Source organism: Micromonospora haikouensis, assembly GCF_000876225.1.
In the GTDB taxonomy this organism is placed as follows: domain Bacteria; phylum Actinomycetota; class Actinomycetes; order Mycobacteriales; family Micromonosporaceae; genus Micromonospora; species Micromonospora haikouensis.
The window spans coordinates 1,001,974-1,020,782 of sequence record NZ_JXSX01000003.1 but is presented as its reverse complement, the minus strand read 5'-3'; the positions used below and the strand labels follow the sequence as shown (position 1 = coordinate 1,020,782).

The window sequence follows — 18,809 nt, the reverse complement described above, 5'->3', positions numbered from 1 at the left end:
GGCCGGCTGATGCGGTATGCCTCCGCGGTCACCCCGTTTCAGAGTTCGACCAGGGCCAGCGTCCACTGGCCGTGATCGTCTTCCCAGAGGGTGACGATCTCGCCGACCGGGACCGAGTTGTACTCGTGCCGCTCGTCTTCCTCGGAGTAGTCGCCGTCCTCCTCGGCCGCCGCGACGATGCGCAGGGCGTCCTCGCGGGTGCCGTCGGTGGCTGCCCGGATGCGGGAGACCCGCCACGTGACACCGCTGAGGTCGCGGCCGATGAGTTCACTACCGGGCACGAGATTCTTGTCGTCGTCATCGATCTCGAAGAGGGTGTTAGGACCGTCGACCAGTAGCGTGTCGGTGTCGCCGATCATCAGGCTTTCGTCGACGACCTGTTGTTCGCCGCGAAGTACCGCTGGGTCGAGCCAGGCCGGCCGCCGGTCGAGTCCGACCTCGCTGATGAAGTTTCCCCAGGCGTAGAGCGCATACATGCGCGGCATGCTACAGGGCGGCAGGATCCTTGCCTGGTCGGAAGGATCGCCGTGGAGCATTGCGGGCCTGGCGACCTTCCCCCACAGCGCCATCACAATGGAACGGCTCATTTATCGAGGGTGAGGGAAACCATTTTATCCGGCCTTCCTTTAGGAAGGCTAAAGCGCCGCCGGGGCAGCGGTGAGCCTTGACACACTCCCGTTTCCGAACCTACTGTGGGAGTCAAACCTCGCGGGCACGGAAGCGACATCAGCTGCGCATACGCCCGCTCGGAGGAGGTGCCCCTGATGCCCCACAATCTGGTCGAGGAATGCCGCCTGGAAGGCGGCCCCGCGCATCTGCCGGATCATTTGCGCACCGCAACAGTTCCGAGAGACGGCAGCAAGGTGAAAGTTCCGTTCCACAACGGCTGGGAGCATTTCGAGCGGATCCACGAGTTCACCCAGACCGGCGCGCCCATCTTCCGCTGGACGATGCGCACGAAGATCGCGGAGTGATCCGCATCGTCCCTGCTCGGGCCGCCTGACGGCCCCGGCCCGCCCGCGCCTGCCCCACCAAGACCCGGGAGACCTGCGTGATCGTCGCGTGTGCCACCCAGCCCGCCCCGGGCCATTTCCTGCTCATGACGGGGCTCCTGCGGGCGCTGCGGGATCGTGGACACCAGGTCACGGTGTTGTCCTCACCGGCCTTCGGCGGTTTCGTGGCGAGTCGGGGGTTCGCCTTCCGCGGTGTCGGCAGCCCATGGCTGGCGGCACAGCGGGCACCCCTGCCGTTCACGGTCGGGGAGAGCCCCACCGCACAATCGACGGATTACTCGTTCGCGGAGGCCGCGATCCGGGACAGTTTTCGGGCCGCGGCCGGCGTACTCGACGACCTGTCGCCGGACCTGCTGCTACGCGAGCCGACCGAGTTCGGTGTCACCTTCGCGGCCGAGCGGGCCGGAATTGCGGTGACCACCGTCGGAATCGGTTTTCTCCGCACCGGTGACCGGCTGATGGCCGACGGCGGAAGCCTGCTGCTCCGGCTCCGCGCGGAGGCCGGGCTGCCGGCGACCCCCGACGACCTGGACGCGCTCAGCCGTCGCCGCTACGTGCAGACCACCCCACCCAGTTTCGAGCAGGTGCCGCAGGCGCTGACCACGATGCGGGCGGTCGACCCCGACCCCGGGCATGCGGCTCCCCGCGCACCCCGCCTGCTCGTCACCCTCGGCACCCTGGTCAACCGGAAGGAGCTGCTCACCCGGGTCCTCGCCGAACTGGCGCGCATCCCGGTCGACTGCGTGCTCGCCGCCGGTGACCGGGCCGCGGAGATCGCCGCACACGCGCCCGCGCACGTGCAGGTGCAGCCGTTCGCCGACCTCGGCCGGCTCGCCGCGAGCTGCACCGCGCTGATCTGCCACGGCGGCTTCGGTTCCATCCTGCACGCCGTCGTGCACGGCCTGCCGGTGACCGTTCTTCCGTACAACGCCGACCAGGAGTGGAACGCGGAGCGGATGCGGGCCATCGGCGCCGGCCGCCGGGTGGGGTGGGACGAGCTTGGCGACGGCGCGCTGGCCGCCGCGGTCGAGGAGATGCACTCGCCTCCGCCGCTGCGCGCGGCCCGGCTCCTCGCCGCCGAGCTCGGCAGCATGCCGTCCCCGGACCAGGTCGCCGACCTGCTGACCGCCGAGATCGGCGCCACGCGCTAGCGGCCCGGGAGACCGATCCCGGGCACGGGACACCAGGCCGACGCAAGGCGCGGCTTAGCGGTCCCGCTCATGCTGAAACGACGGCGGCCGAGACGGCAACCGCCGGCCGGGTGTCCATGCGTCGCGGAAGGATCGGAATGGTCGAGAGCCGGGTGGAGCCGGTCAGCGAGCTGCTCGCTCCCGTTCCGGCGAGCATCGACCCGCTGGAGTTCCGCGGGGTCCTGGGCCACTTCGCGACCGGGGTCGCGGCGGTGACCGGGGTCGACGCGGGCGCCCCGGTGGGGTTGCTGGTCAACTCGTTCACATCGGTGTCGCTCGACCCGCCCCTGGTGGCCTTCTGCGTCGCCCACACCAGCAGGAGTTGGTCGCGGCTGCGCAGGGGGGAACGTCACTGCATCTGCTTCCTGGCCGCCGACCAGCAGGAGCAGGGGCTGCGCCTGGCCGGGCGGGGGGTCGACAAGTTCCGCGACGTGGCCTGGTCGCCGTCGCCCTCGGGGCTGCCCGTCCTCGACGGGGCCCTGGCCTGGCTGGAATGCGCGGTCGAGGCCGAACACCCGGCCGGCGACCACGTCATCGTCGTCGCCCGGGTGCATCGCCTGGCCCGGTCCGGCGACGACTCGCGTACCGAACCGCTGCTGTTCTACCGCGGCAGGTGGACGCGGCTTCCCGGAGCGTGACGGCCGGGGCCGGCGGCGTCACCGCCGGCTGCTATCCCCGGAAGAAGGCGAACCTCGACCAGCTCCGGGCCGTCCGATTCTTCCTGAGCTGCCGCCACAGCCGGCGCTCCACCCTGGTCGGCGGTGCCGTCGAAAGCCGCTCGGGATGACCGGGCGGCGGCCCCACCTCGATGACCTCGTCCCGAAATTGCGAACGCTCCAGCGGCGGCAAGGGGACGCCGGACATGGTCCAGCAGGCGTAGCCGAGCTCGGCGAGATAGCGGATCAGGAGCGGGCAGATGGTGTTCTGCGTGCGGGACCTCACAGGGATAATCCTCGCCGCGGGAGCTAAAGCCGGGTTAAAGCTGCCGGGCCGCCCCACCGTCGGCACCGGCCGCCGCAGCGCGGCCCACCACCGATCATCCGCCGCGCCGAGCGCCGCACAACCGAAGGGGCAAATCGGTCATGTTGAATCTACGCCCCGGGAGATCGAAACCTTCCGAAGACTCGCGGCCACGGATCATCAAGACGGCCAGCCCGTTCCGGAACCGTCCCACGAATGGCGAAGCTGCGCCCGGACACGCGCAGGGCGTATTCTTACCGGTGGATACATGGCACCAGAGCAGCGCTAGCGGGGGCGAGGACTCACCATGACTCGATCGGCAACCAATCGTCGGGCTAAAACAAAACAACGACGGGACCACCGGGTCGGCCCGCTGCGTTTCAACGACGACGAGTTGCGGATCGTTCAAATGGCGGCCGACAAAGCCGGCCTCTCGCTCGGGGCATACGTGACCGCAGCGGCGGTGAGATCGGCCCGCACGGAACTCCACCTGGGCCTTCCCGAATGTGAATCCCCCACCGAACTCCACGACATCCGCACCATCCTGACCCTCCTGCGATGGCGCCTGGACATGGCCGGCGGCGACAGCAGACGGGCGGACCTGCTCAACGACCTGCTCACCGAAGCCATCAACGCGACCCTGCACCAGCAGGCCGAGGCAACGGCACAGGCCGGATCGCCGGCCTCGCGCCCCGCACCGCCGCACGGGCCCGACAGCGCCGAGCCGCCGCCCCCACCTCCCAGCTAGCGGGGCGATCGCGCCTCCCGGGACGCACGCTCCGGGGCGACGCGCCCGCCGCACCCTCGACGCGACCACCCAGCTCCTGGCCAGCCGCAAGGGTCGGATGGAGCAGCTGGTCACTCGACCCGCCCGCGACCGGCGCCGGTCGCGCTCGCCCCAGCCCGGGGAACACGCGCCCACGCCCCGTCGGGCCGCTTGCCGTCCGCCCCGGTCGAGAAGACCGAGGCAGAGGTCCGGCAGGTCCACAGCCGTCACCGGCCGGCGGGCTGCCGGGGTCGAGCCCGGCGCGTTCCAGGACCCGACGGCGCGGGCTCGCCGCACCCGCACGGACATCGGCATCGCCTCCGCGACGACCGAACGCGACGCCGGACCAACGCGATCCCGGCGCCGCCGAGGCGTCCCGGGCCATCCGCCACCCGAGCAGGCCGTCGACACGGTGAACATTCGTGGTCGCGGCACCGGGCGCCCCACCGCCGCCCACCACCACTGCGGGAACACGTAACATCACTTTCCGTAGATGTGCGCCGGGAGATTGCCGGCGCGGCCGCCGGCCAGGGGGCCACGAGGAGGCGGACCCCCGCGCCCGCACCGACGCCACCCGGCACGGGCCACGAGCCGCAGCACCGGGCGCCGATCAACGCCCGTGCAGGGTGCGGCGACCCTGCGGCGGGGGTCGCCGCGCCGCGATCACCGACACCAGATCTGACACGCGTGTAATAATCCATTGATAATGATCATCGCTTGTGCAATATGGCTAACATAACTCTGAGCGACGATAAGGCGAGCACCAACAGCATGTCAGACATACACTGCGGTAGTCCGACAAGATGTGCCGCCCGACTCTAAAATCCCTATAAACTCGCAGGTGGTTCGACCCACAAGCATGGTGTGTCGCAGATCACACAACCTTCGCCGTTTGCTGTCCAACAAGCCGCTTGTTAGAGTTCGTCCGGTTCGAATGAACGGCTGCCGGACGGGGGGCGGCGATCTGCGCCTAAGCGCGAGAAGAAACCATTTCCGCCGGAATGAGGTTTGCTATCGTCGCGCCGCTCCGATTGGAGTACTTGGAGGCCACGGCTTGAGATACGAGATTCTTGGTCCCGTTCGCATAACGGCCGGCAAGGACACGCCATCGGTGGGGACGCACAAGATGGAGGTGTTGCTGCGGACGCTCCTGATCCGCAACGGACACATCCTGTCCCTTGATCAGCTAGCGACGGAATTGTGGGGCGACAAACCTCCCATACGGGCCCGGGCCTCCATCCACGTGTACGTGTCCCAACTCCGCAAGGTGCTCAACAGGTTCTCGCGCAACACCGGCGTGATAACGACGCGGGCCCCCGGCTACATCCTGGAGCTCGGCGGCGACGAACTCGACCTCGAACTGTTCCTGGCCCTGGTCGAGAAGGCGCGGTTGCAGCGCTCGGTCCACCGGCACGACCTGGCAGTCGAGACCCTGACCGAGGCGCTGCGGTACTGGCGGGAGCCGGTCCAGGCCTCCTCCTACGAGGGACCGATCATCCGGGAGTTCGCCAACTGGGCCGAGGAGCTGCGGGTCGAGTGCACCGAGCTGCTGGCCCGCTCGCTGCTCGCGTCGGACCAGAGCAGCAAGGCCGTGCGAATACTGTACGGGCTGATCGCCGAGTTTCCGCTCCGGGAGAAGCTCTACGCGTTCCTCATGGAGGCGCTCAGCCAGTCCGGACGCCGGGCGGACGCCCTGGAGGTCTACCAGACGGCGCGGCGGCAGATCCGCGAGGAACTCGGCCTCGAACCGTGCCGGTTTCTCCGGGAAACACAGGAGATCATCCTCAAGGACAATCTCGACGAGCTGAGCTTCAGGCGAGCTCGCCATGAGCAACGCATACAGCCGTACGCCGTCTGATCTTGAGCGGTCCCGGCGAGAGCCGATACCGGATGAAACGGAGCTGATGTGGATAGTATGGACTTCACCGAAACCTCGATCCCGGGCGCTTACCGGATCACCGTCACTCAGCATTCGGACCGCCGTGGCAGCTTCTTCGAGGCGTGGCGATTCAGCGAACTGCTCCAGCAGGTCGGGCAGCGATTCGAGATCCGTCAGGTGAACTACTCCGTCTCCCGGAAGAACACCCTCCGCGGGATTCACGGCACCACGCTTCCCCCCGGCCAGAGCAAGCTGGTCACCTGCGTACGGGGGGCGGCGATGGACGTCGCGGTCGACCTGCGCGTCGGATCCCCGACCTTCGGCAAGTTCGACGTGACGTTCCAGGACGCGACGTCCGGGATCGGCGTCTACCTCACCGAGGGCATCGGTCACGCCTTCCTGGCCCTGACGGACGACACCTGCATGAGTTACCTGTGCGGGGCGGAGTACGTGCCGGGCACCATGATCGACGTGGCGGCGCTGGACCCGGCGCTGGGCATCCCCTGGAAGCTGGACGGTCCACCGGTCATGTCCGACAAGGACGCGGCGGCACCGACCCTCGCCGAAGCCGCCGGGTCAGGGCTGCTCCCCACCTACGAGCAGGTGCTGGCGACCACCAGATCCGCCTGAAGGCCCATCTCCCCCGGTGGCAGTTCACCGACCGAAACCTCGCCCAAGGAGTGCCGATGGAGCACATGGGGAACACCAGGCCGATCCGCATGGGGGTGATCGGATGCGCCGACATCGCGTGGCGACGAACTCTGCCGGCGATGGAGAACGAGCCTCTCATCACGCTCACGGCCATCGCGAGCCGACACAGGGACAGGGCGGCCCACTTCACCGAACGGTTCGGGGGCGTGCCTGTCGAGGGCTACGAGGCGCTGCTGGAGCAGGACGACATCGATGCGGTGTACGTGCCGCTACCGGCCGTGCTGCACGCCGAGTGGATCGAGCGGGCACTGCGCGCGGGTAAGCACGTGCTGGCCGAGAAGCCCCTCACGACCGACCGCAAGCAGGCGGAGCACCTGTTCCGGGTGGCGGCCGAACACCGGCGCGTGCTGGTGGAGAACTTCATGTTCCTCCACCACCACCAGCACCAGCGGGTCGCCGACATGCTCGCCGACGGGGTCATCGGGGAGGTCCGGTCGTTCGCCTCGAGCTTCACGATCCCGCCGAAGCCGCAGGGGGACATCCGCTACCAGGCCGACGTGGGCGGCGGCGCGCTGCTCGACATCGGCGTCTACCCCATCCGGGCCGCGGGCCGGTTCCTCGGACCCGACCTGCAGGTCGCCGGCGCCGTGTTCCGCCACGAGCGGTTCCGCGACGTGGTGGTCGGCGGCAGCACCCTGCTGGCCACCGACCAGGGGGTGACCGCGCAACTCACGTTCGGTATGGAGCACTCGTACACCAACACGTACGAGTTCCGGGGAAGCACCGGCCGGCTCTGGCTGAACCGGGTGTTCACTCCCCCGGCCACGCACCAGCCGGTCATCTACATCGAGCGTCAGGACCACTTCGAACAGTTCGTCCTGCCCGCCGACGACCAGTTCGCCAAGATCGTCCGGGCTTTCGCGCAGGCCGTCCTCGCCGGGAGCGCCCCGCCGGAGTGGACCGAGGGATCCCTCGCGCACGCGTCCCTGGTCGACGCCGTCATCGCCGGCGCGCTCAAGTTCCCGTTCTCGTAGCCCGCCGGAGGCGTGGTCCTGACCCGGCGCCCGGCGCGGCGCTTCGCGGCCCGGCCCCGTCACCGCCGGAACCGTCGGCGGTGACCGGGCCGGGCCGTCGCCCCGTCCGCAGGCGGCGCGGCCGGGATCGCCGGCCGGCCGCGGACCGGCACCCGGCCGCCGCCCAGACACCAACGGCGTGCCCGTCGCCGACCGGGTCGGCGACGGGCACGCCGTGGTGCGGGGCTGCCCCGCTATCGGGCCGAGTCGGCCAGCGCCTGGAGCGCGGGAACCAGCTGCGTCGCGTCCGGCCGGGCGGCGTTGCGCTCCGCGAGCGCCTGCGCCGCCGCCCGGACGCTGCTCCCGTCGAGCAGCTCCGACACCGTTTTCTCGATGGACTCGGCGGTGACCTCGTCCGGCGTAAGGGACAGGCCCGCTCCGCTCGCCGTCAGCAGCTCGGCCCCGAGGGGCTGCGCGCTGATCTGCGGCACGACGAGCTGCGGCACACCGGACGCGACGGCGGCCAGCACCGTGCCGGGACCGCCCTGGTTGATGAGCGCGTCACACGTCGGCAGCAGCATCGACAGCGGAAGCCAGTCCACCACCCGCACGTTGTCCCGGGGTGCCCCGAGCAGCCCGCGGTCGATCTTCCCCAGCGCCGCCACGACCTCCACGTCCATGTCCGCCAGCGCCTCGACGATGCGCAGCGGGGTCCGCAGCACCTCGCTGCCCATGAAGTCGCTCGTGGTTCCCCAGCTGATGCAGACGCGCGGCCGGCCCGCCGGTTCGTCCAGCCAGGAGGGGGTGAGGGCGGAGCCGTTGTACGGCACGTAGCGGGTCGCGTGCCGGCTGGCCATCCGGATGGCGAGGAGCTCGTCCGGGCAGGGGTCGATCACGAGGTCGGCGTAGTCGGGGCCCAGGGGCACGTCCCACCTGTCGAGGAAGGCCAGCAGCTCCTTCGGCCAGTTCTGCCGCACCTCGCTCTCGGTGACGAGGTCCGCCCACAGCTGGTCGGGCATCGGACCCCAGGTGTGCAGGACCAGCGGCGCCCCGACGGCCCTGGCGACCACCGGGGCGACGAACGCGGCGGGATCGGCCACCACCAGGTCCGGTGACCAGCGCCGCGCGAACGGCACGAGGTCGGCCGCGAACGCCTCGGCGATCCGGACGTGCGGCACGACGATCTGCTCGATGCTCGGTGTGGTGCCGCCCGGCCCCTCCAGGCCACCGGCGAGGGCCTTCTTCAGCTCGATCATGAAGTCGGGGCCGGCACCGGCCTCGATCGCGGGCAGGCCGGCGCCCAGCACGTCACGCACCAGGGGAGGTTGGACCGCGACCCGCACGTCGTGGCCCGCCGCGCGGAGCGCCCAGGCCAGCGGAACGAGCGGGAACAGATGCGACCGGAAGGTGGCCGAGGTGAACAGGACCCGCATCAGATTTCTCCTCGCATTCGGGTTCGGCCGCGCGGGCCGACGTCGGTTCTGCGCGAGCCCGGCACGAACTCGCGGATTCGGCGGGCGCCGCCGCGGCACCCGCCGACGGCGCAGCGGCCGTCGTGCCGCCGCCCCGCCGGATGTCGCACGGCGGCCGGTCAGCCGGGGCGCTGCCCGACCAGGTGGAAGTTCCGCGCGGTGAGCGGATAGGGCATCCGGTCGGCCAGGGCGAGTTCGAGCTTCTCCAGCCGGGCGAAGAACTCCGGATCGGACTTGACGTCGTTGTCGGCGATGACGTTGCAGATATTGATCACCCCGTAGTGGCCGACGATCTCCAGGCCGCTGTCCCGCAGGTCGGCGCCGATCTGGTCGGCGGTGAGCACGGCCACGTCCCTGCCGTACACCGGGACCTGCTTGGTCCTCGCGGTCACCGCCCGCAGGGCCGCGTCCAGGTCGAACTCGCGCACCGCCGCCTCCAACGGCACGGCGTAGGCGTTCGGGCCGACGACCGACAACGACCCGCCCGGCTTGAGGACCTTGACCAGGCCGCGGATCACCACCGCCGGGTCGGCGACGTACTGCAGGAGGTTGTGGCACAGCAGCAGGTCGAACTCCTGGCCGGCGAAGAGCTCCGGCACGTCGTGCGCGTCGCCCTCCCGGATCTCGATGCGCTCCGCGACCCCCTCGTCGGCCGCCAGCCGCTGCGCCATGGCGAGGGAGACGGGTGCCGAGTCCAGGACGGTGACGTGGTGGCCGCGCGCGGCGATCGGGACGGCGTCCCGGCCGTTGCCGCCGGCAACGTCGAGCACGCGCAGCGGGCGGTCGCCGAGATGCCGGGCGACGTTGGCCTCGACCACCGAGTAGCGCAACCGGCCCCAGGGCGTCTTCTGCCATTGTTGGAATTGGGCGAGGCGTTCGTCGAAGAGCGCGTTCTCGATAGCGTTGCCCACGGTGCTACCTCCGGGACGAGGATGAAGTGTCTGGCCACCGGGCGACCGGCCCTGCAACGACTATCCATGCGCCCTGAAGCTATGCTAAACCTGGAGCCCCGGCAGGTTTAGGCAGGATTTAGGGAAAGTCACAATAATCTGCATCGACCCGTGGCGCAGGCGAGTGCCCAATCATTTCGACCTGCAGTGTCACCATGACCGGGAGACGCGTGCATGATTAATGTGACCCAGCCCAGTATCGGGGCAGAGGAACTCGCCGCGATCACTGCAGTTTTTGACAGCAAGTGGCTCGGCAGCGGCCCCCGTACGGAGGAGTTCGAGGGCCTGTTCGCCCGGCACCTGGGGGTGCCGGCCGAGAACGTGCTGTTCCTCAACTCGGCGACGTCCGCGCTCTTCCTCGCCGTCGAGCTGCTCGGCATCGGGCCGGGCGACGACGTGGTCATGCCGTCGAACGGCTTCGTCGCCAACGCCAGCGCCGTGGTGGCCGCCGGTGGCCGCCCGGTGTTCTGCGACATCGACGAGCACCATCTCAATCCGTCGGTGGCGGACGTCCTCGCGGCGCTCACCCCGCGCACCCGGGCGGTCATGGTGCTGCACTACGGCGGTTACCCGGGCGACGTGGACAAGATCGCCGCGCTGTGCGCCGAACGGGGCATCGCGCTGATCGAGGACGCGGCGGTCTCCATCGCCTCCAGCGTGCGCGGCCAGATGTGCGGCACCTTCGGTGACCTCGGCATCTGGAGCCTCGACTCGCGCAAGGTGATCACCACCGGCGACGGCGGGGTGCTGTACGCGCGGGACCCGGCGGTGGCCCAGCGGGCGCGCCGGCTGTCGTACCACGGGTTGGACGACCGGAGTTCGTTCACCACCGCCACGAAGTCGCAGCACGTGTGGTGGAGCTTCCAGATCGAGGACATCGGCCGCCGCCTGGTCGGCAACGACATCACCGCGGCGATCGGCACGGTGCAGCTGGGCAAGCTCGCCGGGTTCGTCGAGCGCCGCCGGGCGATCGGCCAGCGGTACGACAAGGCGCTGGGTGGTTTCTCCGGCATCCGGCTCCCTCCCCCGCTGCCCGAGGGCCACCGCTCCACCCACTACTTCTACTGCGTGCGGTTCGACTCGCAGGCCATCCGGGACGGCGTGAGCGAGGACCTGCTGGCGAACGGCATCTACACGTCCTACCGCTATTACCCCCTGCACCGCGTCCGGCGCTACGGCGCCACGGACACCGTGCTGCCCGTGACCGACGCGGTGTCGGACACGTCGCTGCTGCTGCCCGCGCACCAGTCGCTGCTCGACGACGAGGTCGACATGATCGCGCAGCAGGTGCTGGCGGCGGTCGAGGCGCGGCTCTGACCGCGTACGGCGCAGCCCGCAACAACCCGGAATCCCCATCAGCAGGACATCCCGCAACCGGGCCACCTCGGACGGTCGTCACTGCCTACAGGCCGAAAAGGAAAGGCGTGCCACATGGTGGACGAAAGTAAAGTGAGCAGACTCGACTCACTGACCGGCGCCCGGTTCATCGCCGCTGCCTCGGTGTTCATCTTTCATGCCGCGAGCATTCGGATCTTCCAGCCCACCGGCCCGGACAGCGACTTCTTCCTGACCATTTCGGCGACGTCCGGCACGATGGCGGTCTCGTTCTTCTTCGTGCTCAGCGGATTCATCCTGACCTGGTCGGCGCGCAAGTACGACACGGCTCGGGAATTCTACCGACGGCGCTTCTTCAAGATCTTCCCGAATCACATCGTGACGTTCCTGCTGTCGTTGGTGGTCTACGCCACCCTGGCCGGCGCGCTCCTGCCGGCGCTGCTCAACATCACGCTGCTGCACGCCTGGGTCCCCAAGATGCCGTACTTCATCAGCTTCAACCACGTGACCTGGTCGCTGTCGTGCGAGCTGCTGTTCTACGCGGCCTTCCCCCTGTTGTACAAGCTGGCCCAGCGCATCCCGGTCCGGCGGCTCTGGTGGGCGGCGGGCGGGGTCCTGGCGGCGATCTTCGTCGTGCCGCTGTTCGCGAAGCTGCTGCCCACCGAGCCGCGGATGATGCTGCTGCTGACCGACAACCAGAGCTTCTCCGAGCCGATCCTGCAGTACTGGTTCGTCTACATCTTCCCGCCGGTCCGGCTGCTCGACTTCGTCCTGGGCATCCTGATGGCGCGGATCGTGCTCGCCGGGCGGTGGATCAACCTCCGGCCGCTGCCGGCGCTGGCCGTGGTGGTGGCGTGCTACGTCCTGGCGAGCTTCGTGCCGTTCCTCTACTCCCTGAACGCCGTCACCATCGTCGGGGTGGCGCTGGTCATCCCCGCCGTGGCGAGCGCCGAGACCGCGGGCCGGCCGACGTTCCTGGCCAGCCGGCCGATGATCTGGCTGGGCGAGATCTCGTTCGCGTTCTACATGGTGCACATGATGGTGATCCTCTACGGACGCCAGCAGGTGGGGTACCGGCACTTCCTGAACACGACGCAGGGGATCGGCTGGATCCTGCTGATGTTCGCGATCACGCTGGTCGGCGGATGGCTGCTGTACGTCGCCGTGGAGCGGCCGATGATGCGGCGCTTCGCGCGGGCCAGACGGAAGCGTCCGGCCGTGGAGACCACCGTCTCCTGAGACACCCGTACCAGACCGAACCCGTCCTCAGGTTGCAGAGGTGCGCTCGTGAAGGGAATCGTTCTGGCCGGAGGGTCGGGCACACGCCTGCACCCCCTGACCGTGGCCTTCTCCAAGCAATTGCTCCCGCTCTACGACAAGCCCATGATCTACTATCCGCTCTCGACGCTCATGCTGGGCGGCGTGCGGGAATTCCTGATCATCTCCACGCCGGCGGACCTGCCGCTGTTCCGCAAGCTGCTCGGCACCGGCGCGGAGCTGGGTCTGCGGATCAGCTACGCCGAGCAGCAGCGGCCCGCCGGCATCGCCGAGGCCTTCCGGATCGGCGCCGACTTCGTCGGCTCGGACCCCGTGTCGCTCATCCTGGGCGACAACATCTTCCACAGCCCCCAGTTGCCGGGCCTGCTCGCCCGTGGCATGGCGGACGCCGACGGCTGCACGCTGTTCGGCCACACCGTCGCCGACCCGCGCCCCTACGGAGTGGTGGAGAAGGACGCCGAGGGACGCCTGGTCGGCATCGAGGAGAAGCCAGCTCACCCCCGCAGCTCCGAGATCGTGACCGGCCTGTACGTCTACTCCCCCGACGTGGTCGAGCTGGCGCACCAGATCCGCCCGTCGGCACGCGGCGAACTCGAGATCACCGACGTCAACCGCCACTACCTCGCGCAGGGCCGGGCCCGGCTGCACTCGCTCGGGCCGGACAGCACGTGGCTGGACGCCGGCACCTACGACGGGCTGCTCGACGCCGCCGCGTTCGTGCGGTCCGAGCAGCGCCGGGGCATCCGGATCGCCTGCCCCGAGGAGATCGCGTTCCGCATGGGCTACATCGACGCGGACGCCCTGTACCGGCTCGGCAGCAGACGGCAGAACTCCGGCTACGGCCGGTACCTCATGGACATCTCCCGTGGGGCGGTCGAGGCGGGTGTGGGTGCATGACGACGGGCAAGCGCGTGGTCGTCACCGGGGGCGCGGGGTTCATCGGCTCGCACTACGTCCGGCAGCTGATCGGCGGCGCCTATCCGGCGTTCGCCGACGCCAGCGTCGTCGTCCTGGACAAGCTGACCTACGCCGGCAACCTCGACAACCTCGCCGCCGTCTCCGGTGACGAGCGCTTCGAGCTGGTGGTCGGCGACATCTGCGACGCGCAGCTGCTCGCCGGGCTGCTCCCGGGCGCAGACGTCGTCGTCCACTTCGCCGCCGAGTCGCACGTGGACCGTTCCATCGTCGGTGCCGCCGACTTCATGCACACCAACGTCCAGGGCACGTACACCGTGTTGCAGGCCTGCCTGGACGCCGGCGTCGGACGGGTGGTGCAGGTGTCCACCGACGAGGTGTACGGCTCGATCGCGACCGGCTCGTGGCCGGAGAGCCATCCGCTCGAACCGAACTCGCCGTACTCCGCCTCGAAGGCGTGCGGTGACCTGATCGCGCGGTCGTACTTCCGGACCTACGGCCTGCCGGTGTGCCTGACCCGCTGTTCGAACAACTACGGGCCGCACCAGTACCCCGAGAAGATCATTCCGCTCTTCATCACCAATCTCCTCGACGGCCGGCCGGTGCCGCTGTACGGCGACGGCCTGAACGTGCGCGACTGGCTGCACGTCGACGACCACTGCCGGGCCATCCAGCTGGTGGTGGAGGGCGGCAGGCCGGGCGAGGTCTACAACGTCGGCGGCGGCACCGAGCTCAGCAACCACGACCTCACCGCGCGGTTGCTGGCGGAGCTCGGGGCGGACTGGTCGTCGGTGCGGCCCGTACCGGACCGGCCGGGACACGACCGGCGCTACTCGGTCGACTGGCGAAAGATCAAGAACGAGCTCGGCTACGAACCCCGCATCGGCCTGGAGACCGGCCTCACCGAGACGGTCCGGTGGTACGTCGAGAACCGGGACTGGTGGGAACCACTCCGCAAGACCGGCGCGGCCGTGTGATTCCGCTTCCCAGACCGCCGAGATCACGCAGACGACCGGCGGCGCGAACAGTACGGAGCAGCCCATGTCCTTAAGGCCAGCACGCCAGGAGCCGATCGCGGGACTCTACGAGCCGGTCACCCCGGCGGGTCACGCCGTGCTCGACCGGCTCCGCGGTTACCTGCCGCTGATCCGGTCCACCGCCGCCGAGCACGACCGCGCCGGCACCTTCCCCACCGGCACCTTCGACACCTTCCGCAAGGAGGGCATGCTGGGCGCCACGGTCCCCACCGAGCTGGGCGGCATGGGCCTGGACCGGCTCTACGACGTGGCGGTCGCGATCCTGGCGGTCGCGCAGGCCGACGCGTCGACGGCCCTCGCCCTGCACATGCAGTTCAGCCGAGGTCTCACCCTGGGCTACGAGTGGCGCCACGGCGGTCCCGCCGCGCGGGCCCTGGCCGAACGCCTGCTCCGGGCGATGGTCGCCGGTGACGCCGTGGTCTGCTCCGGCATCAAGGACCACCACTCGGCGGTCACGACGCTGTCGCCCGACGGGTCGGGCGGATGGCTGCTGTCCGGCCGCAAGACGCTGGTCAGCGCCGGGCCGGTCGGCACGCACTTCGTCATCAACGCGCAGACCGACGGCACCGGCGAGCCGCCCCGGCTGGCGTCGCCGGTCGTCACCCGCGACAACCCCGGGCTCTCGGTGTTGGACAACTGGGACGGCCTCGGGATGCGGGCCTCGGGGACCGTCGACATCGTCTTCGACAACTGCCCCATCCCGGCCTCGGACGTCCTGATGCGCGACCCGGTGGGTGCCCGCAACGACGCGGCGCTCGCGGGGCAGACGGTCAGCTCCATCGCCATGCTGGCGATCTACGTCGGCGTCGCGCAGGCCGCCTACGACCTGACCGTGGCGGCGCTCGCCCGCCGGCCCGAGCCGCCGCAGGCCGCGGCGCAGACCCTCGTGGCGGACGCCGGGTCCCGCCTGTACGCGCTGCGCGCCACCGCCAGCACCGCGCTGACCACCATCGACGTGCTCAACACCGACACGTCGATGGACCCCGGCGAGCGCGGCCGGCAGATGATGCGACCGTTCCAGCACGCCAAGATGATGGTCAACCAGCTCGCCCCCTCGATCGTCAGCGACTGCCTGACGCTCGTCGGCGGCGCGGCGTTCACCGCCGGGCACCCGCTCGCCCGCTGCTACCGCGACGTGCGGGCCGGCGGGTTCATGCAGCCGTACACCTATGTCGACGCGGTGGACTTCCTCAGCTCGCAGGCGTTCGGGATAGATCGGGACAACAACTACATGAGCCACTGGGCGATCCGCGCCCGCAGTCAGGGCAGCGCCACGGCCGAATCCCCCTCCAAGCTTCTGTCACGGTGAGGAACATGACGACGCGCGTATGGGACTACCTGCCGGAGTACCGGCAGGAAAGGGCGGACCTGCTCCGGGCCGTCGAGACGGTCTTCGGGTCCGGCCAGCTGATTCTCGGCAACAGCGTGCACGGCTTCGAGTCGGAGTTCGCCGCATACCTCGGTGCGGCGCACTGTGTCGGCGTCGACAACGGCACCAACGCCGTCACGCTGGGGCTGGAGGCCCTGGGGATCGGCCCGGGCGACGAGGTGATCACCGTGTCCAACACGGCGGCGCCCACCGTCCTCGCCATCGACAACGCGGGCGCCGTCCCGGTCTTCGTCGACGTGCGCGAGGACGACTTCCTGATGGACACCGACCTGGTCGCCGCCGCGATAACCCCGCGGACCAAGGCGCTGCTGCCCGTCCACCTGTACGGCCAGTGCGTCGACATGGCCCCGCTGCAGCGGCTGGCGGCCGAGCACGGCCTGCTCGTGCTGGAGGACTGCGCGCAGGCGCACGGCGCCCGCCACCACGGCCGGCTCGCGGGCACGATGGGCGACGCCGCCGCCTTCTCCTTCTATCCCACGAAGGTGCTGGGCGCCTACGGCGACGGCGGCGCGGTCGTCACCGACGACCCGCACATCGACAAGCGGCTGCGCCAGCTGCGGTACTACGGCATGGACCAGGTGTACTACGTCGTCGAGACCCCGGGGCACAACTGCCGGCTCGACGAGGTGCAGGCCGAGATCCTGCGCACCAAGCTGCCCCGGCTCGACTCCTACATCACCCGCCGGCAGGCGGTGGCACGCCGGTACCAGGAGGAACTCGGCGACCTCGCCGACTCGCACGGGCTGATCCTGCCGTCGGTCGCCGACGGCAACGAGCACGTCTACTACGTGTACGTCGTGCGCCATCCCCGCCGTGACGAGATCATCGAACGGCTCAAGCAGTACGGCATCCTGCTGAACATCAGCTATCCGTGGCCGGTGCACACGATGCGGGGCTTCGCCAAGCTCCGGTACGCCGAGGGCTCGCTGCCCGTCACCGAGCGGCTGGCCAAGGAGATCTTCTCGCTGCCCATGTACCCGTCACTGTCCCAGGACCTGCAGGACAAGGTGATCAGTGCGCTGCGCGAGGTTCTGACTGATCTGTGACCCACCTGAAGGAGCTCGATGATGTCCAACCTGGCCGACGTCTCCCCGCCGACCGCCTGCCGCGTCTGCGGGGGCGGTGTGCAGGAGTTTCTCGACCTGGGCCGGCAGCCGCTGTCCGACCGGTTCCGCAAGCCCGACGAGCTGGACGACGAGTTCACCTACCGGCTCGCCGTCGGGCGGTGCGACTCGTGCGAGATGGTGCAGCTGACCGAGGAGGTCCCCCGCGACCTCATGTTCCACGAGGTGTACCCGTACCACTCGTCGGGCTCCTCCGTCATGCGCGAGCACTTCGCCATGCTCGCCCGCGACTTCCTCGCCACGGAGCTGACCGGGCCCGACCCGTTCATCGTGGAGATCGGCTGCAACGACGGGATCATGCTGCGGACGATCCAGGAGGCGGGCGTACGGCACCTGGGGTTCGAGCCGTCGAGCGGCGTGGCCGCGAAGGCGCAGGAGAAGGGGGTGCGGGTCCGGACCGACTTCTTCGAGAAGGCCACGGCCGACGACGTCCGTCGGACCGAGGGGCCCGCGAACGTCATCTACGCCGCGAACACCCTGTGCCACATCCCGTACGTCCAGTCGGTCCTCGAGGGCGTGGACGCGCTGCTGGCGCCGGACGGCGTCTTCGTCTTCGAGGACCCCTACCTCGGTGACATCGTCGCCAAGACGTCCTTCGACCAGATCTACGACGAGCACTTCTTCCTCTTCTCGGCCACGTCGGTGCAGGGCATGGCGCAGCGGTGCGGCTTCGAGCTGGTGGACGTGCAGCGGCTGCCCGTGCACGGCGGCGAGGTCCGCTACACCCTGGCCCGGCAGGGCAGCCGCACCCCGTCGGCGGCGGTGGCGCAGCTGCTGGCCGCCGAGCGGGAGCAGGGGCTCAGCGACATGGCGACGCTGCGGGCGTTCGCCGGGAACGTGCTCAGGATCCGGGACGAGCTGACCGCCCTGCTGACCCGCCTGCGCGCCGAGGGGCGCAGCGTGGTGGGGTACGGCGCCACCGCGAAGAGCGCCACGGTGACGAACTTCTGCGGGATCGGCCCCGACCTGGTGCACTCCGTGTACGACACGACACCGGACAAGCAGGGCCGGCTCACCCCCGGCGCGCACATCCCGGTGCGGCCGGCCTCGGCCTTCAGCGACCCGTACCCGGACTACGCCGTCCTGTTCGCCTGGAACCACGCCGAGGAGATCATGGCCAAGGAGCAGGAGTTCCACCAGGCCGGCGGGCGGTGGATCCTGTACGTGCCGGAGGTGCACATCCGCTGACCCCGTGATCCGCGCATGACCGGGCCGGACGGGACGCGCCCCGTCCGGCCCGCTCGTGCGCGGTTGCACTCCGGTCGCCGACCGTCAGAACGACGCGCGCATTAGGCTCAATTAAGAGCCGGTGGCCATGATTTCTTCCGGGGCCGCAAGACCCCTTTCCCGGCCGCGCCCACGGTGCCCGCCGGGCCCGCGGCGTTTCGAGGAATCAGGGACGGAAATCATGTATCTCGACAAGCTCAGAGAGGTCTGCCACACGAATGTGCACCGGGAGAGCCGTCCGGGTGTGGGGCACCACCTCACCTTCACGGAGGAGCTCTACGACGTCGACGGCAACCTCGTCTCCACCTCCGAAGGCATGGCGGTGGTCTACGGCGACCCGGCGGACGGCAGCCTGATGCAGCTCATGACAGCCACCGAGAAACTGGCCGACGGCACCATCAGCTGGACCGGCACGGTGCGGCAGGAAGACCCCAACGGAACCGAATTCGTGGTCAACAGTTTCCCGGCGATCGGCGTCAGCGGGCGCTACGCCGGAAAGACCGGGACGCGCACCTTCAAATTCGTCGAGCGGCCCGACGAGCACACCACGATCTGTGAGGCCACCATTTACATGGAGGACTGAGAACGGTTGTGCCGGTGCCGCGGCGG

At 69.6% G+C, this 18,809-nt stretch carries 19 protein-coding genes; 15 read left to right on the top strand and 4 right to left on the bottom strand.

Translation table 11 applies throughout. The features are described 5' to 3' along the window. Positions 1-38: 38 nt before the first annotated feature. Entirely contained in the window at positions 39-587 is a 549-nt protein-coding gene (locus tag TK50_RS25820) for a hypothetical protein (RefSeq protein WP_144420394.1), read from the bottom strand. 177 nt (positions 588-764) lie between these two features. On the opposite strand from TK50_RS25820, the gene TK50_RS25815 reads away from it, so the two are divergent. The 3 genes from TK50_RS25815 (at position 765) to TK50_RS25805 (ending at position 2,841) form a co-directional block, all read left to right on the top strand. Next, entirely contained in the window at positions 765-974 is a 210-nt protein-coding gene (locus TK50_RS25815) for a DUF5988 family protein (protein ID WP_043967860.1), read from the top strand. Between the two features lie 77 nt (positions 975-1,051). Further along, positions 1,052-2,164 carry a glycosyltransferase gene (locus TK50_RS33925; RefSeq protein ID WP_144420393.1) on the top strand — a complete coding sequence of 371 codons (1,113 nt, stop codon included), beginning with the start codon at positions 1,052-1,054 and terminating at the stop codon, positions 2,162-2,164. Positions 2,165-2,301: 137 nt separating this feature from the next. Continuing rightward, on the top strand, positions 2,302-2,841 hold the full coding sequence (locus TK50_RS25805; protein ID WP_199486141.1) for a flavin reductase family protein: 540 nt from the start codon (positions 2,302-2,304) through the stop codon (positions 2,839-2,841). 31 nt (positions 2,842-2,872) lie between these two features. Here TK50_RS25805 and TK50_RS25800 read toward each other — a convergent pair whose 3' ends face one another. Continuing rightward, positions 2,873-3,145, bottom strand: a complete 273-nt coding sequence (locus tag TK50_RS25800) for a DUF6059 family protein (protein ID WP_043967858.1) — start codon at positions 3,143-3,145, stop codon at positions 2,873-2,875. Between the two features lie 325 nt (positions 3,146-3,470). On the opposite strand from TK50_RS25800, the gene TK50_RS33920 reads away from it, so the two are divergent. From TK50_RS33920 to TK50_RS25780, 4 genes are all read left to right on the top strand, one after another. After that, the gene (locus TK50_RS33920) at positions 3,471-3,911 is read left to right on the top strand and encodes a hypothetical protein (protein WP_144420392.1); all 441 of its coding nucleotides are present in this window, start codon (positions 3,471-3,473) and stop codon (positions 3,909-3,911) included. 877 nt (positions 3,912-4,788) lie between these two features. Then, positions 4,789-5,787, top strand: coding sequence for a BTAD domain-containing putative transcriptional regulator (locus TK50_RS25790; RefSeq protein ID WP_082106602.1), 999 nt, complete (start codon positions 4,789-4,791; stop codon positions 5,785-5,787). A 57-nt stretch (positions 5,788-5,844) separates the two neighbouring features. Next, on the top strand, positions 5,845-6,438 hold the full coding sequence (locus TK50_RS25785; RefSeq protein WP_043967853.1) for a dTDP-4-dehydrorhamnose 3,5-epimerase family protein: 594 nt from the start codon (positions 5,845-5,847) through the stop codon (positions 6,436-6,438). Positions 6,439-6,494: 56 nt separating this feature from the next. Beyond that, positions 6,495-7,493, top strand: coding sequence for a Gfo/Idh/MocA family protein (locus tag TK50_RS25780; protein ID WP_043967851.1), 999 nt, complete (start codon positions 6,495-6,497; stop codon positions 7,491-7,493). A gap of 233 nt (positions 7,494-7,726) precedes the next feature. On the opposite strand, the gene TK50_RS25775 is transcribed toward TK50_RS25780, so the two are convergent. After that, entirely contained in the window at positions 7,727-8,905 is a 1,179-nt protein-coding gene (locus TK50_RS25775; protein ID WP_043967849.1) for a nucleotide disphospho-sugar-binding domain-containing protein, read from the bottom strand. 158 nt (positions 8,906-9,063) lie between these two features. Beyond that, entirely contained in the window at positions 9,064-9,855 is a 792-nt protein-coding gene (locus TK50_RS25770) for a class I SAM-dependent methyltransferase (protein ID WP_052503926.1), read from the bottom strand. Positions 9,856-10,068: 213 nt separating this feature from the next. On the opposite strand from TK50_RS25770, the gene TK50_RS25765 reads away from it, so the two are divergent. The 8 genes from TK50_RS25765 (at position 10,069) to TK50_RS25730 (ending at position 18,783) form a co-directional block, all read left to right on the top strand. Beyond that, on the top strand, positions 10,069-11,211 hold the full coding sequence (locus TK50_RS25765; protein ID WP_043967847.1) for a DegT/DnrJ/EryC1/StrS family aminotransferase: 1,143 nt from the start codon (positions 10,069-10,071) through the stop codon (positions 11,209-11,211). Positions 11,212-11,343: 132 nt separating this feature from the next. After that, positions 11,344-12,468: an acyltransferase family protein gene (locus TK50_RS25760; protein ID WP_052503925.1), complete on the top strand. Its 1,125-nt coding sequence runs from the start codon at positions 11,344-11,346 to the stop codon at positions 12,466-12,468. 48 nt (positions 12,469-12,516) lie between these two features. Then, the gene (gene rfbA, locus TK50_RS25755) at positions 12,517-13,404 is read left to right on the top strand and encodes a glucose-1-phosphate thymidylyltransferase RfbA (RefSeq protein ID WP_043967845.1); all 888 of its coding nucleotides are present in this window, start codon (positions 12,517-12,519) and stop codon (positions 13,402-13,404) included. Then, positions 13,401-14,399, top strand: coding sequence for a dTDP-glucose 4,6-dehydratase (rfbB, locus tag TK50_RS25750; RefSeq protein ID WP_043967844.1), 999 nt, complete (start codon positions 13,401-13,403; stop codon positions 14,397-14,399). The genes rfbA and rfbB overlap by 4 nt, the downstream gene beginning before the upstream one ends. 64 nt (positions 14,400-14,463) lie before the next feature. After that, positions 14,464-15,768 (top strand): acyl-CoA dehydrogenase family protein, encoded by a 1,305-nt coding sequence (locus tag TK50_RS25745; RefSeq protein WP_043967841.1) that lies wholly within the window; start codon positions 14,464-14,466, stop codon positions 15,766-15,768. A 5-nt stretch (positions 15,769-15,773) separates the two neighbouring features. Beyond that, the gene (locus tag TK50_RS25740; protein WP_043967839.1) at positions 15,774-16,895 is read left to right on the top strand and encodes a DegT/DnrJ/EryC1/StrS family aminotransferase; all 1,122 of its coding nucleotides are present in this window, start codon (positions 15,774-15,776) and stop codon (positions 16,893-16,895) included. Between the two features lie 21 nt (positions 16,896-16,916). Continuing rightward, positions 16,917-18,161, top strand: coding sequence for a class I SAM-dependent methyltransferase (locus tag TK50_RS25735; RefSeq protein ID WP_043969377.1), 1,245 nt, complete (start codon positions 16,917-16,919; stop codon positions 18,159-18,161). 220 nt (positions 18,162-18,381) lie between these two features. Next, positions 18,382-18,783, top strand: a complete 402-nt coding sequence (locus TK50_RS25730; protein ID WP_144082752.1) for an allene oxide cyclase barrel-like domain-containing protein — start codon at positions 18,382-18,384, stop codon at positions 18,781-18,783. The last annotated feature ends 26 nt before the right edge of the window (positions 18,784-18,809 follow it).

Excerpts from the sequence above, each read along its gene's own strand:
- TK50_RS25765 (WP_043967847.1), top strand. The coding sequence starts at position 10,069 with ATGATTAATGTGACCCAGCCCAGTATCGGGGCAGAGGAACTCGCCGCG.
- TK50_RS25805 (WP_199486141.1), top strand. The coding sequence starts at position 2,302 with ATGGTCGAGAGCCGGGTGGAGCCGGTCAGCGAGCTGCTCGCTCCCGTT.
- TK50_RS33920 (WP_144420392.1), top strand. The coding sequence starts at position 3,471 with ATGACTCGATCGGCAACCAATCGTCGGGCTAAAACAAAACAACGACGG.
- TK50_RS25740 (WP_043967839.1), top strand. The coding sequence starts at position 15,774 with ATGACGACGCGCGTATGGGACTACCTGCCGGAGTACCGGCAGGAAAGG.
- TK50_RS25735 (WP_043969377.1), top strand. The coding sequence starts at position 16,917 with ATGTCCAACCTGGCCGACGTCTCCCCGCCGACCGCCTGCCGCGTCTGC.
- TK50_RS25790 (WP_082106602.1), top strand. The coding sequence starts at position 4,789 with ATGGTGTGTCGCAGATCACACAACCTTCGCCGTTTGCTGTCCAACAAG.
- TK50_RS25820 (WP_144420394.1), bottom strand. The coding sequence starts at position 587 with ATGAGCCGTTCCATTGTGATGGCGCTGTGGGGGAAGGTCGCCAGGCCC.
- rfbB (WP_043967844.1), top strand. The coding sequence starts at position 13,401 with ATGACGACGGGCAAGCGCGTGGTCGTCACCGGGGGCGCGGGGTTCATC.
- TK50_RS25815 (WP_043967860.1), top strand. The coding sequence starts at position 765 with ATGCCCCACAATCTGGTCGAGGAATGCCGCCTGGAAGGCGGCCCCGCG.
- TK50_RS25730 (WP_144082752.1), top strand. The coding sequence starts at position 18,382 with ATGTATCTCGACAAGCTCAGAGAGGTCTGCCACACGAATGTGCACCGG.
- TK50_RS25785 (WP_043967853.1), top strand. The coding sequence starts at position 5,845 with ATGGACTTCACCGAAACCTCGATCCCGGGCGCTTACCGGATCACCGTC.
- TK50_RS25780 (WP_043967851.1), top strand. The coding sequence starts at position 6,495 with ATGGAGCACATGGGGAACACCAGGCCGATCCGCATGGGGGTGATCGGA.
- TK50_RS25775 (WP_043967849.1), bottom strand. The coding sequence starts at position 8,905 with ATGCGGGTCCTGTTCACCTCGGCCACCTTCCGGTCGCATCTGTTCCCG.
- TK50_RS25745 (WP_043967841.1), top strand. The coding sequence starts at position 14,464 with ATGTCCTTAAGGCCAGCACGCCAGGAGCCGATCGCGGGACTCTACGAG.